Origin of the sequence: Sporosarcina sp. P37 (assembly GCF_002109365.1) — a bacterium.
GTDB lineage: Bacteria > Bacillota > Bacilli > Bacillales_A > Planococcaceae > Sporosarcina.
This window is the reverse complement of the sequence record NZ_CP015349.1, coordinates 505,235-519,200: the sequence shown is the minus strand read 5'-3', so window position 1 is coordinate 519,200 and position 13,966 is coordinate 505,235. Positions and strand designations below refer to the sequence as shown.

The 13,966-nt window shown below is 44.2% G+C and carries 13 protein-coding genes; 11 read left to right on the top strand and 2 right to left on the bottom strand.

What is annotated here, in order from left to right:
- Window positions 1–64 precede the first annotated feature (64 nt).
- From SporoP37_RS02815 to SporoP37_RS02795, 5 genes are all read left to right on the top strand, one after another.
- Entirely contained in the window at window positions 65–550 is a 486-nt protein-coding gene (locus SporoP37_RS02815) for a dUTP diphosphatase (RefSeq protein ID WP_085430207.1), read from the top strand.
- Between the two features lie 121 nt (window positions 551–671).
- Entirely contained in the window at window positions 672–1,160 is a 489-nt protein-coding gene (locus SporoP37_RS02810; RefSeq protein WP_158233600.1) for a helix-turn-helix domain-containing protein, read from the top strand.
- A gap of 127 nt (window positions 1,161–1,287) precedes the next feature.
- Window positions 1,288–2,271, top strand: coding sequence for a zinc-binding dehydrogenase (locus SporoP37_RS02805; RefSeq protein ID WP_085431667.1), 984 nt, complete (start codon window positions 1,288–1,290; stop codon window positions 2,269–2,271).
- A gap of 88 nt (window positions 2,272–2,359) precedes the next feature.
- Entirely contained in the window at window positions 2,360–3,985 is a 1,626-nt protein-coding gene (locus SporoP37_RS02800; protein WP_232329834.1) for a formate--tetrahydrofolate ligase, read from the top strand.
- A 203-nt stretch (window positions 3,986–4,188) separates the two neighbouring features.
- Window positions 4,189–5,670: a GGDEF domain-containing protein gene (locus SporoP37_RS02795; protein WP_085430205.1), complete on the top strand. Its 1,482-nt coding sequence runs from the start codon at window positions 4,189–4,191 to the stop codon at window positions 5,668–5,670.
- Window positions 5,671–5,735: 65 nt separating this feature from the next.
- Here SporoP37_RS02795 and SporoP37_RS02790 read toward each other — a convergent pair whose 3' ends face one another.
- Window positions 5,736–7,427, bottom strand: coding sequence for a M3 family oligoendopeptidase (locus SporoP37_RS02790; RefSeq protein ID WP_085430204.1), 1,692 nt, complete (start codon window positions 7,425–7,427; stop codon window positions 5,736–5,738).
- A gap of 170 nt (window positions 7,428–7,597) precedes the next feature.
- On the opposite strand from SporoP37_RS02790, the gene SporoP37_RS02785 reads away from it, so the two are divergent.
- Both SporoP37_RS02785 and SporoP37_RS02780 read left to right on the top strand, forming a co-directional pair.
- Window positions 7,598–7,885 carry a DUF6509 family protein gene (locus tag SporoP37_RS02785; RefSeq protein WP_085430203.1) on the top strand — a complete coding sequence of 96 codons (288 nt, stop codon included), beginning with the start codon at window positions 7,598–7,600 and terminating at the stop codon, window positions 7,883–7,885.
- A gap of 108 nt (window positions 7,886–7,993) precedes the next feature.
- On the top strand, window positions 7,994–8,977 hold the full coding sequence (locus tag SporoP37_RS02780) for an NAD(P)/FAD-dependent oxidoreductase (RefSeq protein ID WP_081242214.1): 984 nt from the start codon (window positions 7,994–7,996) through the stop codon (window positions 8,975–8,977).
- Between the two features lie 60 nt (window positions 8,978–9,037).
- On the opposite strand, the gene SporoP37_RS02775 is transcribed toward SporoP37_RS02780, so the two are convergent.
- Window positions 9,038–10,057: an NADP-dependent oxidoreductase gene (locus tag SporoP37_RS02775; protein WP_085430202.1), complete on the bottom strand. Its 1,020-nt coding sequence runs from the start codon at window positions 10,055–10,057 to the stop codon at window positions 9,038–9,040.
- A gap of 257 nt (window positions 10,058–10,314) precedes the next feature.
- Here SporoP37_RS02775 and SporoP37_RS02770 point away from each other — a divergent pair, with 257 nt between their 5' ends.
- The 4 genes from SporoP37_RS02770 (at window position 10,315) to pstA (ending at window position 13,961) form a co-directional block, all read left to right on the top strand.
- Window positions 10,315–11,019: a response regulator transcription factor gene (locus SporoP37_RS02770; RefSeq protein ID WP_085430201.1), complete on the top strand. Its 705-nt coding sequence runs from the start codon at window positions 10,315–10,317 to the stop codon at window positions 11,017–11,019.
- A gap of 188 nt (window positions 11,020–11,207) precedes the next feature.
- Entirely contained in the window at window positions 11,208–12,104 is an 897-nt protein-coding gene (locus SporoP37_RS02765) for a phosphate ABC transporter substrate-binding protein PstS family protein (protein ID WP_085430200.1), read from the top strand.
- 40 nt (window positions 12,105–12,144) lie between these two features.
- Window positions 12,145–13,077 (top strand): phosphate ABC transporter permease subunit PstC, encoded by a 933-nt coding sequence (gene pstC, locus SporoP37_RS02760; RefSeq protein ID WP_369922502.1) that lies wholly within the window; start codon window positions 12,145–12,147, stop codon window positions 13,075–13,077.
- On the top strand, window positions 13,077–13,961 hold the full coding sequence (gene pstA, locus SporoP37_RS02755) for a phosphate ABC transporter permease PstA (RefSeq protein ID WP_085430199.1): 885 nt from the start codon (window positions 13,077–13,079) through the stop codon (window positions 13,959–13,961). Before pstC ends, pstA begins: the two co-directional genes overlap by 1 nt.
- The last annotated feature ends 5 nt before the right edge of the window (window positions 13,962–13,966 follow it).

The following is a 13,966-nucleotide window of genomic DNA, read 5'->3' as shown; positions in this document are numbered from 1 at the left end:
ACAGTACTATACGGATGAGCAGTCTGTTAAGTTTCACTTTTAGTACATGTTGGAGGGAATTCAGATGAAATTACATCAATTGTTTGAAATGCAGCGGGCACTCGATACATACATTCAACAAAATCATCAGACGAATGAAACGTTCGCGGAAAGAGGACTGGCATTATTGGTCGAACTTTCTGAACTTGCCAATGAGACACGCTGCTTTAAGTTCTGGAGCACCAAAGGGCCTTCTGCTGAAGATGTCGTTCTGGAGGAATACGTGGACTCGATCCATTTCTTGCTGTCATTGGGCATTGAGAAAGGCTATGACGGATTGGAAGAATGGCCGGCAAGTCCGCTGCAAGAACAAAATCTAACGCAATTATTCATCCAGACAAGCCATTCTATTCATGCCTTTTTAGACTCGCTGACATTGGATGATTACAAAATGATTTGGGTTCACTACGGTGCGCTCGCCAAGACGCTTGGATTCACTGAAGATCAGATTATTCAGGCGTATATTGATAAAAATGAAGAAAACTATGCGCGTCAGAAAAGCGGCTACTAATTGGTACAGCTAGCTTGCCGGCGATTTGAACAGAAAATGCATTTCATATAAAAATTAATTGACAACCAAGCTATTTTGATAATAATATTAATACATTACAGGGTACACAGGGGGTATTTCGTTGAACGAATGGAGTAAGGATGATTTTGGATTGCGTTTGAAAGCGCTGAGAGAACGCCGCGGACTTTCGATGATGGCATTTGGAGCGGCAATCGGTACGTCTGCCAGCCGAATTAAAGATTGGGAGCGCGGCAAAAACGCACCGTCTGCAGCATGGATCGCTAAAATTTCAGAGCGGTTCTCTGTTTCTACTGATGAATTGATTATGGGTGAGGTGACATTTACACCGTATTTCAAAGCAACAGGCAATACAGTGGAATCTCTCTATGATCGTCTTCGTGAAACGATGAATGTTGAATCCTCCGGAAATTGGCCGTCGGAAACTGATGAATTATATACAGAAATCGACACAGTGAATAAAGAGAAGTACCGCAGCGGAAAAGGCCGCCGTTTGGCTGAAAAAGAGCTGATGGAATTGGTCATCCGCCTGCCTAAAAAAGATGTGCTCGAATTATTGGAATTAGCTAAATATAAAAGACGCACTTTATGACACAATGATGCTACGGCTCATTGTGTTTTTTTGCATGGCATACCCAGTCAAATAAATTGAAATGTAGGAATATACGATGAAATACGGTATGATAGTACCGAAGATCATTGCAGGAAGGATGAGTGGATTGAAGGCATTTGTTCATAAAAATGGTGAGTTACAATATACAGATATTGCAGACCCTAAGGCTGGTGCAGGGGAAGTAGTCGTTGCACTGAAGACAGCGGGTCTGAACCGGCGCGATACAGGATTGCCCGCACGCCGCGGGAAGGCTGCAGAACCTCTCGTTCTGGGCTCAGATGGTGCGGGCATTATTGAAGCAATAGGCCAGGATGTAACCGGATGGAACGTGGGAGATGAAGTAATTATTAACCCGTCTCTCCGCTGGTACGAAAAGAGTGACGCGCCGTCTGCCGAATTTGATATTCTCGGTTTGCCTGATCACGGCACGTTTGCTGAAAAAATTTCTATCTCCGCAGAGCAGCTGGAAAAGAAGCCATCTTATCTGACGTGGGAAGAGTCTGCGGCAGTTGCGCTGGCGGGATTGACAGGTTATCGCGCGCTTGTGACAAAAGGGCAGATTCAGGAAGGGCAGACAGTGTTCATTCCGGGCGCAGGAAGCGGTGTCGCCACGTACATGATTCAGTTTGCGAAGAAACTTGGGGCACGGGTAATTGTTTCATCAAGAAGTGAAGAAAAAAGAGAGCATGCGAAAACGATTGGCGCGGATTTGGCGATTGATACAAATAGCGACTGGCTGGAAGAATTAAAGAATGAACATGTAGATCTCGTCATAGAGAGCGTGGGAAGAGCCACGTTTAATCGCTCGCTCGAAATTCTGAAGCAAGGCGGCCGCATAGTCGTCTTCGGCGCAACAACAGACGATACTGTTGAACTGAATTTACGGAAATTTTTCTATGGCCAATATACAATGCTCGGCACAACGATGGGAAGCCGTGAAGAATTACGGGATATGCTGGCTTTTATGGATAAACATCAGATTCATCCTGTGATTGATTCTGTGATTCCACTGGAGCAGGCGGACAAAGCATTCGCTAAATTGGGCGACAGTATGCAATTTGGAAAAATCATTTTGAACATTATGAAATAAATAATAGATCCGGAACAGAAAGGCAGTGGGAGCAGTGACAGAACGGGTAAAAACACTGACAGATTTAGAAATTGCTTCAAAAGCGACAATGCAGCCAATCGAGAAAATAGCAGAAAAAGCGGGAATCCCATTGGATGCACTGGAGTTATACGGAAAATATAAAGCAAAAATTAATGTGAATCTCATTCCCAAGCAGTCTGTGCAGGCAAAAGTAATTCTCGTTACCGCGACAAGCCCTACACCGGCTGGAGAAGGGAAATCAACGGTAACTGTAGGTCTTGGAGATGCACTTTCCCGTTTAGGAAAGAAAACGATGGTGGCATTGCGCGAGCCTTCACTCGGGCCGGTAATGGGTATTAAAGGCGGAGCGACAGGCGGCGGATTCTCACAAGTTTTGCCGATGGAAGATATCAATCTGCATTTCACAGGCGATCTGCATGCGATCACTACAGTTAACAACGCGCTGAGTGCGTTAATTGACAATCATCTTCATCAGGGAAATCTATTGAATATTGATCCGCGCAGAATTACATGGAAACGTGTCATGGATATGAATGACCGTGCACTGCGTCATGTAACGGTCGGTTTAGGCGGTCCGTCACAGGGGGTTCCCCGTGAAGACGGTTTCGATATTACCGTAGCGTCAGAGATCATGGCGGTGTTCTGTCTCGCAACCAGTCTGCAAGATTTGAAAGAGCGTCTGTCTGATATTGTGATTGGCTATACGTATGACAAAGAAGCAGTCACTGTCCGTGAGCTTGGCGTAGAAGGCGCGTTAACTCTGTTATTAAAAGATGCATTTATGCCAAACATTGTCCAAACTATTGAAGGCACTCCTGCTTTAATTCATGGCGGTCCCTTTGCGAATATTGCCCACGGCTGCAACTCGCTGATTGCAACAAATACTGCGCGTAATCTGGCAGACTTTGTTGTGACGGAGGCCGGCTTCGGTTCCGATCTGGGCGCTGAGAAGTTTATGGACATTAAAGCGCGCAAAGGCAATTTCAAGCCTGATGCAGTGGTTCTCGTGACGACAATCCGTGCGCTGAAAATGCATGGCGGCGTGGCCAAACAAGATTTGAAAGCAGAGAACAGTGAGGCAACAGAAAAAGGCTTAGTTAATTTGGAGAAACATGTGGAAACGATTCGGGCATTCGGCGTGCAGCCTGTCGTCGCGCTCAATCATTTCGTGGGGGATTCTGAAGCGGAATTGCAGAAAGTCCAAAAATGGTGCGAAGACAATGGAATTAAAATGGCTATGACAGATGTCTGGCAAAACGGCGGTGCAGGCGGGGAAGCGCTGGCTAAAGAAGTATTGAAAGTCATCGATGAGCCGAATAATTTTGCACCGATCTATGAAGTGGAACAATCTGTGGAAGAAAAAGTGACTGCCATTGTTCAAAAAGTATACGGCGGGTCAGGTGTGGTGTTTACTGATCAGGCGAAGAAAGATTTGGCGGAGATCAAAAAGAATGGCTGGGATTTACTTCCCGTCTGTATGGCTAAGACACAATACTCATTCTCGGATGATCCGAAAAAGCTGGGCCGTCCGACAGACTTTTTCATTACAGTCCGAAGCATTCTGCCGAAATTAGGGGCTGGCTTCCTCGTCTGTTTAACCGGAGACATCATGACGATGCCGGGTCTGCCAAAGCAGCCTGCTGCTTTGAAAATGGATGTGGATCAGGATGGGAATGCTCAAGGGCTAATGTGATTTTTCCCGTGACATAACAAGTTGATCAAAAATGAAAATAAAACCAAAAGCAAAGAGTCTTTGAGACTTTTTGCTTTTTCTTATCGGAAAAAGGCATGCGAAAAAGTAAAATATTATCTATAAAACAGGTTCCAATGAACTACTATGTGATATACTTTTAACAGACGTTTTCAATTGATGAAAAGAAGAAGGGGTGCCGTAAAGTGGGCAAAAATTTTCGTATAAAGTTAACTGGCATCCTCATAGGCTTTACGCTCCTTTTATCGCTGATTATCATTACAGCGGATTATGTACGACTAAAAAAGAATGTGGAAACCAATTTAGAAATACAGGTTCAGATGGCAGAAGCCGAGATCATCACCAGTCTGGCCACCATTGATAAAGTATATAATGTCCTTGACGTTGAACGCGCAGCGAGTATGGAAGAATACTCCGAGACATTGATTGCGCTCTACGAAAGACAGCCTGACTTCTCCACATGGGACTTTGCTGCATTGAAAGAGCAAAGCGGCATGGATGTATTTATTATCGATGAAAATAATGAAGTGATCGAAAGCAGCTATACACCGGATATCGGGTTGAATTTTAATGAATGCTGCCGTAAATTCAGCTCGCTGTTGACAGAACGCAGAAAACTAGGCATTTTTTCTCATGATGCACTGGACATTCATCAAGATACCGGGAGCTTTAAGAAATTCAGTTATATGCCGACGCCTGACAAAAAATATCTTATAGAGCTTGGCTACTATCTGGAAGACAAACTAGTATATAAAGAGTTCAACTTCATTGACACGATGCATCGTCTGGAAGAAGAAAACGAGCAGATTAAATCGGTGAATGTATATAACTATTTAGGATTATTGCTTGGAGACAGAGGTGCAGATAAAGAAGAAACGATTAATCCATCAAGAAAACCCATTTTTACGGAAGCATATAAGAAGTTTGAAATTAAAGAAATTACAGCAAAAGAAAACGGCCAAACATTAACATACCGGTACATACCGTATAAAGCAGATGCAGTGCCCGGTCTGTCTGCGAATCGCGTAGTGGAAATTGCGTATTATGATATACCGGTTTCTGATCTGCTGAAATCTTATCGCAGCCAGTTCATTTTTCAAACGGTAAGTATCGTTATTTTCACAATCATTCTGTCTGTCGTCTTGGCAAGAATGATCGCTAGGCCCGTCCATCTGGCTTTCCATGATGTATTGACCGGTTTGAAGAACCGGGCGGCTTTTGAAGATACGGCTGTGCAATGGCTGCGGCAGAAAAAAGGGCCGCTGCAATTCATGATCATTGATTTGGATAATTTCAAATCCGTCAATGATTCATTGGGGCATGGAGAAGGCGATAAATTATTGGTGAAAGCTGCCAAAATTATCGATAAAGAAAGCGGGAAAGATCACCTGGCTGCCAGAATCGGCGGCGATGAATTTGTTGTGCTGTTCTCACGTGTAACTGAAGAACAAGTAATGAAGTGTGCTGACAGTATGCTTGAATCGATGCGAAAGTCTTTTGCCTATTTACAAAAGGAAGAGATTCATTTATCTATCAGTATCGGGATAGCCACTGCAGAAAAGAAAGATACGATTCATACACTGTATCGTAAAGCCGATGTAGCATTGTATCAGTCAAAGAAGAAAGGGAAGGATCAGTATTCTTTCTACGAACCAGTTGAAAGATAAAAAAGGATGTGCAGAAAGTCATGTGATCATGACGATCGTGCACATCCTTTTTTTATTAAATGAAGTCAAAAAATCTTGTTGTCAATCATCCAGTCATGTATAAAGTCTGTAATGGATTCAACTGTGCCTTCTTCAAAAGGGGATTTCAAGTGAGCGGTTTTGATAAGCTCCAAGAATGATTTAGAGCCGCCTAATGCACAAAGCTCTAAGTAATCTTTCCATGCACCTTCTAAATCCTCCAATGAACGCTGCCAAAATTGGAAGGCGCAAATTTGTGCCAATGCATAATCAATATAGTAAAACGGCACTTCATAAATATGACCCTGTCTCTGCCAAAAGCCGCCTTGTTCCAAATACGGGTGGCCATCGTAATCCCGCAGCGGTAAATAAGTAGTCTCAAGCTCTTTCCAGACCGCTTTTCGCTCAGCTGGTGTTAGCTCCGGCTGATCATAAATACGCTGCTGGAACTCATCGACTGCTGTTCCGTACGGCAAAAACAATATTCCTCCCAGCAGGTGGGCGTAGCGGTACCGGTCGGCATCACTGCCGAAAAACAGGTCCATCCAGTGCCAGGTGAAAAATTCCATGCTCATGGAATGTATTTCCGCTGCTTCACTTGTCGGCCAAATATATTCGGGAATCCCGATGGAACGGCTGGAATACACTTGGAACGCGTGGCCCGCCTCATGTGTCAGGACATCGATGTCTCCGGAAGTGCCGTTGAAATTCGAGAAGATGAACGGGGAATCGTAATTCTCGATAAATGTGCAATACCCGCCTGCTTCCTTGCCTTTTTTCGCCACAAGATCCAACAGATTTTTGCGCTTCATATAATCAAAAAAGCGGCCGGTTTCCCGTGACAGTTCCTGATACATTTTCTGCCCGTTTTCTAGAATCCATTCAGGTGATCCTTTTGGCTTTGGATTACCTTCCGGATAATGCAGCGGTTCATCATAGAACTTCATCTGCGCTGCGCCGATTCTCCGGCTTTGCATCGCGCGGATATTCTCGGTCAGCGGAACGACAGACGTCCGGATTTGTCTGCGGAAATTTTCGACCATCTCTGCATCATAACCGATTCGGTTCATCCGCACGTATCCGAGTTCCGTAAAGTTTTTAAATCCAAGAGTCACAGCAATTTTATGGCGGACAGCTACAAGCTGATCGAATATACGGTCGAACTGTTCTTCGTTTGCCGCGAAAAAGTCAGCTGAAGCATTCATCGCTTCCTTTCTGACAGCACGGTTCAAGGATTCTTTATAGGGGCCAAGCTGTGCCAATGTCAGTGTCTCGCCGCGGAAATCAATTTGTGCAGAAGCGACGAGTTTAGCGTATTCGGATATGAGTTTATTCTCTTGCTGCAAGAGCGGCAGAACTTCATCTGAATAGGAACGGATCGCGTTCTCAGCCAGATGAAAGAGCTGCGAGCCCCATTTTTTTTCAAGCTGTGAACGGAATGGTGTGGCAATTAGCGCCTTATAATATGAACTTTGCAGCGCCTGGAATTGCGGGCCTATTTCATCAAAATAATCGCGTTCCTGCTGATAGAACGTATCATTTGTATCAATTGATGAACGGATATACATAATATTTTCCTGTGTGCTGTAATCACTCGTCAGACTATTTAGCTGCTGAATGGCAGCAGATTGTTGTTCATATGAATGTGCTTGTTCAAACTGTGCAAGTGCAGAGGTAAACTCGGCTGTCAGATCTTCGATATTCGGGCGAGTATACTCATAATCTTCAAAAGTAAGCATTGTCCTCCTCCTCGTTTGGATAGATGGTGTGTATTCCTTCATTTTCCGGCAACCTATACCGAAAAGCAAACTATTTACCGAAAATAGCGTTCATAAATTGCCACAATCTTATGAAATGATGTAGGATAGAGAGAGTAAACTCTTAGTGAGCGGGAAGAAGGAGAAGTTGAATGCAAATAGTAAATGGTACAGTAGAGGAGTTAATCGATCCAACAGGCATTATCGAAGGTCAGCGCTACGAAGTTCTTTTGACAGTGAAAGTAGATGAAGAAGATGAACTGTTTAATGAAGAGGGCACTGGCTTACGAATGCTGTATTCTGTGAAAGACGGTCAGCGCAAAATGCTTACATACCAATTTTATGAATTGGCTACGGGAAGTCCGTTTGATGTAGAATGGGACGAAGAAGAGCAGGCGGCCGCAGAGCAGTATTCCACAGGTCTTTTTCCTGCACTGTAAATACAAAATAGATGTAATTCCCTTTCAAATGGTGGATAATATACTAGAGGAACATAAGTGGTACACCCCATAGCTTTGTACTAAAGATTAATTATAGGAGTGTTTTAGATGAATCAAGAAATAGTGGATATTACGATTATCGGCGGAGGTCCAACAGGATTATTTTCTTCGTTCTATGCAGGTATGCGTGAGATGTCTGTAAAAATTATTGATAGCTTACCGCAGCTTGGCGGCCAATTAATCGAGCTATATCCTGATAAATACATTTATGATGTAGGCGGTTTTCCGAAGATTTTGGCGAAGGATTTAGTGGCAAACCTTGTGACGCAAGCACATTATGCAAAACCTGAAATTTGCCTGGGAGAAGCTGCACTTTCTGTTGAAAAGAAAGACGATCATTTCGTTCTGACAACGGACAAAGGACAGCATCTGACCCGCACAATTCTATTGACTGCCGGAATCGGCGCGTTCCAGCCCCGAAAAATTGGTTTGAAAGAAGAACCTGATTTTGAAGGGAAGACATTACACTATGGTATTAAAGACTTGTCACTGTTTAAAGATCAGAACATCCTAGTCTGCGGCGGAGGGGATTCTGCACTGGACTGGGCGCTGATGCTTGAGAATATTGCAAGCCAGGTAACACTTGTACACCGCAGGGAGCGTTTCACTGCACATGAAACAAGCGTCAATCAGTTACACGCTTCGACAGTGAATGTATTGACTTCTCATGCTGTAAGCGAGCTGCGCGGTGATGGAGATGCAATAGAAAAAGTGGTATTGAAAGAAAAAGACGGCAGCGTAAAAGAGCTGGAATTCGATCATGTAGTCGTTAACTATGGTAATATTTCTTCACTTGGACCGTTGAAAGAATGGGGCTTGGACATGGATCGTAATTCGATTGTTGTCAACTCCCGCATGGAAACGAATATTGAAGGAATATATGCAGCAGGCGATGTGACAACATACGACGGCAAAGTGAAGTTGATTGCAGTAGGTATGGGCGAAGCGCCGGTTGCGATCAGCCACGCAAAGGCATATCTTGATCCAAAAGCAAGAGTGCAGCCGCTGCACAGCACGAGTATATTCGGTTAATAGTATACAGAACACCCTGTATGGAATTGATTCTTCCATACAGGGTGTTTTTTGATCAGTTTATTGTTTTGTCGGATCTGCTACTTTTACCAGCAGCTTGCCAAGATTCTTTCCTTCAAACAGTCCGAGGAATGCTTCGGGAATATTTTCAAATCCTTCTACTATTGTCTCTTCATATGTCAGTTTTTCTTCTGCCAGCCATTTGCCCAGGTCAGCTGCGCCTTTCGCAAAGTCTGCAGAATAATCTCCTACTGTAAAGCCCTTCATCAATGCGCTCGTTTTGATCATCTGCGATTGAAGACGCGGGCCGCTGTCTTTCACTTTGTTATAAGAAGAAATAGCCCCGCACAGTGCGATGCGCGCATGTTTGTTCAACAGCGTAAACACCGCATCAGTAACCTCACCGCCTACATTATCAAAGTACACATCTACGCCGTCAGCTGCCGCTTTTTTCAGATCATCTTCAAAACTGTCCAGCTTGTAATTGACAGCTTCATCAAATCCCAGTTCATTTTTCAGATAATCAATTTTCTCCTGTGAGCCTGCAATTCCGATGACGGAGGCGCCTTTCATTTTAGCGATTTGTCCAACTGCTGAACCGACTGCACCCGCGGCACCGGAGACGACGACAGTTTCACCTTTTTGCGGTCTGCCAATATCCAGTAAACCAAAGTAAGCGGTCAGACCTGTCATACCTAAGATACCCAAATGTGCAGTGATTGGAGCAATATTCGGGTCGATTTTACGGACATCCTTTTCGGAAGCCGCAGTATACTCAGCCCAGTTAAGGTTGCCGACGACCAGGTCACCTGCCTGAAACGCCTCTGAATTTGACTCGGTAATTTCACCTACCACACCGCCAGTAATTGCTTCATGAAGTTTGAAAGGCGGAATATAAGACTTTGCGTCCATCATTCTGCCGCGCATATAAGGATCAACTGAAACGTAAAGCGTGCGTACAAGTACCTCATTTTCTTCAATAACAGGAATTGGTTTCTCAACAAAATCAAACGTTTCCATTGTCGGCAATCCTACAGGCCGGCTGGCTAAATGAATTTCTCTCTGTGTTTTTTCTGTCATGTAAATTCCTCCTGTTTTACTATAGTGCAAGACCTAGCGAACTAACTAAAAGTAAGCTTATGAATAAGAGTACTAGCAGGAAGTATTGATGTCAATTAATTGCACCGAAGGATACGTCATTTCACATGTAAAGGTATAACTGATCATAATAAAATTATTCAAAATATGATTTATGTGGACATTTTCTTTACATCACCGTACAGTAGATACGTAGACTTTCAGGAAATCAATAACTTATCCGTAAAGGAGCTAACCAGATGAAAAAGGTTTTGGTTGTGGAAGACGAACAGTCAATTGCTACTCTTTTGCAATACAACTTGGAGCAGGCAGGATATACCGTATACATAGCACGGGATGGTAATACTGCGGTTTCGATGACACGTTCTGAAAAACCGGATGTACTGCTCCTCGATATTATGCTGCCGGGGCTTGATGGTATGGATGTATGCAAGACACTGCGTCAAGAAAAAATCCATACGCCAATTTTAATGTTGACTGCGAAAGGTGATGAATTCGACAAAGTTCTTGGACTGGAACTTGGCGCGGATGATTATCTGACAAAGCCGTTTAGTCCAAGGGAAGTGCTTGCCCGAGTGAAAGCTCTCTTACGCAGGATGGAGCTGCAAGATTCCGTTTCAGAAATAGAACCAGAAACAGAATTGCGGGCTGGTAATCTAGTACTCCATCCCGATCGAATCGAAGCCTTTCTGGACGGAGAGCTTTTAGAACTGACACCGAAAGAGTTTGAGCTGCTGTTCTACCTGATGCGGCACTCGGGTAAAGTTCTTCACCGTGAGCAATTATTGAATGCGATATGGAATTATGACTACACAGGGGATTCACGTATTGTAGACGTTCATATCAGTCATTTGCGGGAAAAGATTGAACCCGACACAAAACGGCCTGTTTATATTAAGACGGTCAGAGGTTTCGGTTATAAATTTGAAGATGTGATCAACTGAATACATCGAATACATACTACGGCGGCAGACGAATCCAATAATGGATCCGATCGGCAGCCTTTTTTCTATACACCCTCTTTACATAACCTTTACGTTTCCTCTATCAGCCCTTAATATTCATTGATTATAGTAAAGGAGCAAGAGGACGAGAGTTACTACTAAAAATAGAAAACCTAGGGGGCGCAGTGATGAAAAAGCGTAAACGTATTACTTTATTGGCATTTGCTTTACTATCTGCAGGGGTGATTGCAGCTTGCAGCAGTACGAATGCAGATGAAAGTGAGAAAGAAGAAACGAGTCAGGCCGCAGAGCCGATCATGGCAGTAGGTTCAAGTGCAATGCAGCCATTGGTCGAAGCTGCTGCCCAACAATATACGAAAGAGAATCCAGGTTCAGTGATCAGCGTACAAGGCGGAGGCAGCGGCACTGGATTAAGTAAGATCAGCGAAGACGCAGTGGATATCGGGAACTCAGACATTTTCGCTGAAGAAAAAGAAGGTGTGGATGCCGGAAGTTTAGTGGACCACAAAGTTGCTGTTGTGGGTATGGGACCTGTAAGTCATCCGGAGACGGGAGTAGATGATATCACAACTGAAGAATTAATTGGTATCTTTACAGGAAAAATTAAAAACTGGAAAGAGCTTGGCGGAATTGATCAGGAAATCATTGTCATCAATCGTGCAAAAGGGTCCGGGACACGCGCAACTTTTGAAGCAATTGCTTTGCAGGGGAAAGAACCAATCGATGCGCAGGAGCAAGATTCATCTGGCACGGTACGCAAGATTGTCAGTGAGACGCCGGGGGCGATCAGCTACTTAGCATTCTCCTATTTCAACGATACCATAACCGCTTTACAAGTTAACGGTGTTGCACCGAACCGTAAAAATGTCGAAACGAACAAATGGGAAATATGGGCTTATCAGCATATGTATACCAACGGTGAAGCAACAGGTCTGGCTAAGGAATTAATTGACTATATGCTATCGGAAGAAATACAGGAAACATTGCTTGTTGAAATGGACTACTTGCCAGTAACAGGTATGAAGGTGGAACGGGACGCGGAAGGATCCATTACGAAAAAATGATGACATCCAACCAATTCCTGCGAATTCGGAAGGGGTGCAGATGATGGCCAAGATGATGAAAGAGATGGAACATCCATTGTATAAAAAAAGCGGTAAAATACGCATGGGACGAATAGGGAAATGGATAACATTCCTCTCTGTTGCCCTTACGGCAGCCATCACAGCAGCGATACTGTTTCTGGTGCTTTCAAAAGGATTGGCAACATTCCTTACGAATGACGGCAGTGTGACAGATTTTTTTACTGGCACAGCTTGGAACCCGGCGGAAGTAAATTCCCTCGGTAAGCCAATTATTGGGGCATTACCTTTTTTAATAGGTTCACTGGCCGTCACTGGGCTATCTGCTCTGATTGCCGGACCAATGGCAATCGGCGCTGCGATATTTATGAGCGAGATTGCACCGCGCGGCGGAAAAAGAATTATGCAGCCGGTGATTGAGCTGTTAGTAGGTATACCTTCTGTTGTCTATGGATTCATAGGATTAAGCGTGGTTGTTCCATTTTTACGTGAAATGTTTCCAGGCAGCGGCTTCGGAATTGCAGCGGGGACTATCGTATTGTCTGTCATGATTTTACCGACAGTCACCAGTCTAGCGCTGGATGCTATTCAATCGGTTCCCCGCTCGTTACGGGAAGCATCGTTGGCACTAGGTTCAACCAGATGGCAGATGATCTGCAAAGTCGTCTTGAAAACAGCGAAGCCTGGTCTGATGATGGCTGTAATTTTTGGAATGGCGCGCGCATTCGGTGAAGCACTGGCTGTACAGATGGTCATTGGGAACGCCTCTGTGATTCCGCATTCCCTGTTTGAACCGGCATCTACTGTAACCAGTATATTAACGATGGGAATGGGCTATACCGTGATGGGGCAAGTGGAAAATAATGCACTCTGGTCCTTAGCTCTCGTGCTGTTAATTATGTCCCTGCTCTTTACAATCACTGTCCGCGTGGCAGGAAAGGGGAGAGTGCGATAATGTCCGCCAAGATGAAAGATCGACTCGCAACGGCAGGGTTATATAGTATAGTGGGCATCATTATCATCATGTTAGCAGGGCTGCTCGGATTTGTTTTTGTAAGAGGGATTCCGCAGCTAAGCTGGCATTTCATTACCTCTCCTCCGCAAGTTTTTAAAGAGGGCGGCGGAGTGGGGCCTCAACTATTTAATTCCTTTTATTTACTTGTATTGACACTGATCATTTCTGTACCCATTGCGATCGGTGCGGGGATTTATCTAGCGGAATATGCGAAAGATCATTGGATAATCCGCTGTATTCGTGTACTGATTGAAGTACTATCATCACTGCCTTCCATAGTCGTGGGATTGTTCGGGTTTTTATTTTTCGTCTTGTATATGGGCTGGGGTTTTTCCATTTTATCAGGTGCCTTAACACTCTCGGTATTTAATCTGCCATTACTTGTACGGGTTGTGGAACAGTCGATCCAGAACGTGCCGAAATCACAACGTGAGGCAGGCTGGGCGCTCGGTTTTTCAAGATGGGAAACAATTACGACCATCGTACTTCCTGCCGCTCTGCCTGGCATCGTAACTGGCGTTATTCTGGCATCCGGCCGTGTATTTGGTGAGGCGGCTGCACTGATTTATACAGCTGGAATGAGTACACCGATTATAGACTTCACCAATTGGAACCCACTGTCGTCTACTTCTCCACTGAATCCATTCAGACCGGCCGAAACAATGGCTGTTCACATTTGGAAAATTAATGGAGAAGGTATTATGCCGGACGCAGCTGCTGTCTCTGATGGCGCAGCGGCCTTGCTGATCATTTCAATTTTATTTTTTAACATCACATCACGTATAATCGGTAAGTTATTGTTTAAAAAAATGAGTGCTAATTAAGAGGA

Coding starts and splice junctions, on each gene's coding strand:
- SporoP37_RS02815 (WP_085430207.1), top strand. CDS start 65: ATGAAATTACATCAATTGTTTGAAATGCAGCGGGCACTCGATACATAC.
- SporoP37_RS02800 (WP_232329834.1), top strand. CDS start 2,360: ATGCAGCCAATCGAGAAAATAGCAGAAAAAGCGGGAATCCCATTGGAT.
- SporoP37_RS02790 (WP_085430204.1), bottom strand. CDS start 7,427: ATGCTTACTTTTGAAGATTATGAGTATACTCGCCCGAATATCGAAGAT.
- SporoP37_RS02785 (WP_085430203.1), top strand. CDS start 7,598: ATGCAAATAGTAAATGGTACAGTAGAGGAGTTAATCGATCCAACAGGC.
- SporoP37_RS02780 (WP_081242214.1), top strand. CDS start 7,994: ATGAATCAAGAAATAGTGGATATTACGATTATCGGCGGAGGTCCAACA.
- SporoP37_RS02775 (WP_085430202.1), bottom strand. CDS start 10,057: ATGACAGAAAAAACACAGAGAGAAATTCATTTAGCCAGCCGGCCTGTA.
- SporoP37_RS02770 (WP_085430201.1), top strand. CDS start 10,315: ATGAAAAAGGTTTTGGTTGTGGAAGACGAACAGTCAATTGCTACTCTT.
- SporoP37_RS02765 (WP_085430200.1), top strand. CDS start 11,208: ATGAAAAAGCGTAAACGTATTACTTTATTGGCATTTGCTTTACTATCT.
- pstC (WP_369922502.1), top strand. CDS start 12,145: ATGATGGCCAAGATGATGAAAGAGATGGAACATCCATTGTATAAAAAA.
- pstA (WP_085430199.1), top strand. CDS start 13,077: ATGTCCGCCAAGATGAAAGATCGACTCGCAACGGCAGGGTTATATAGT.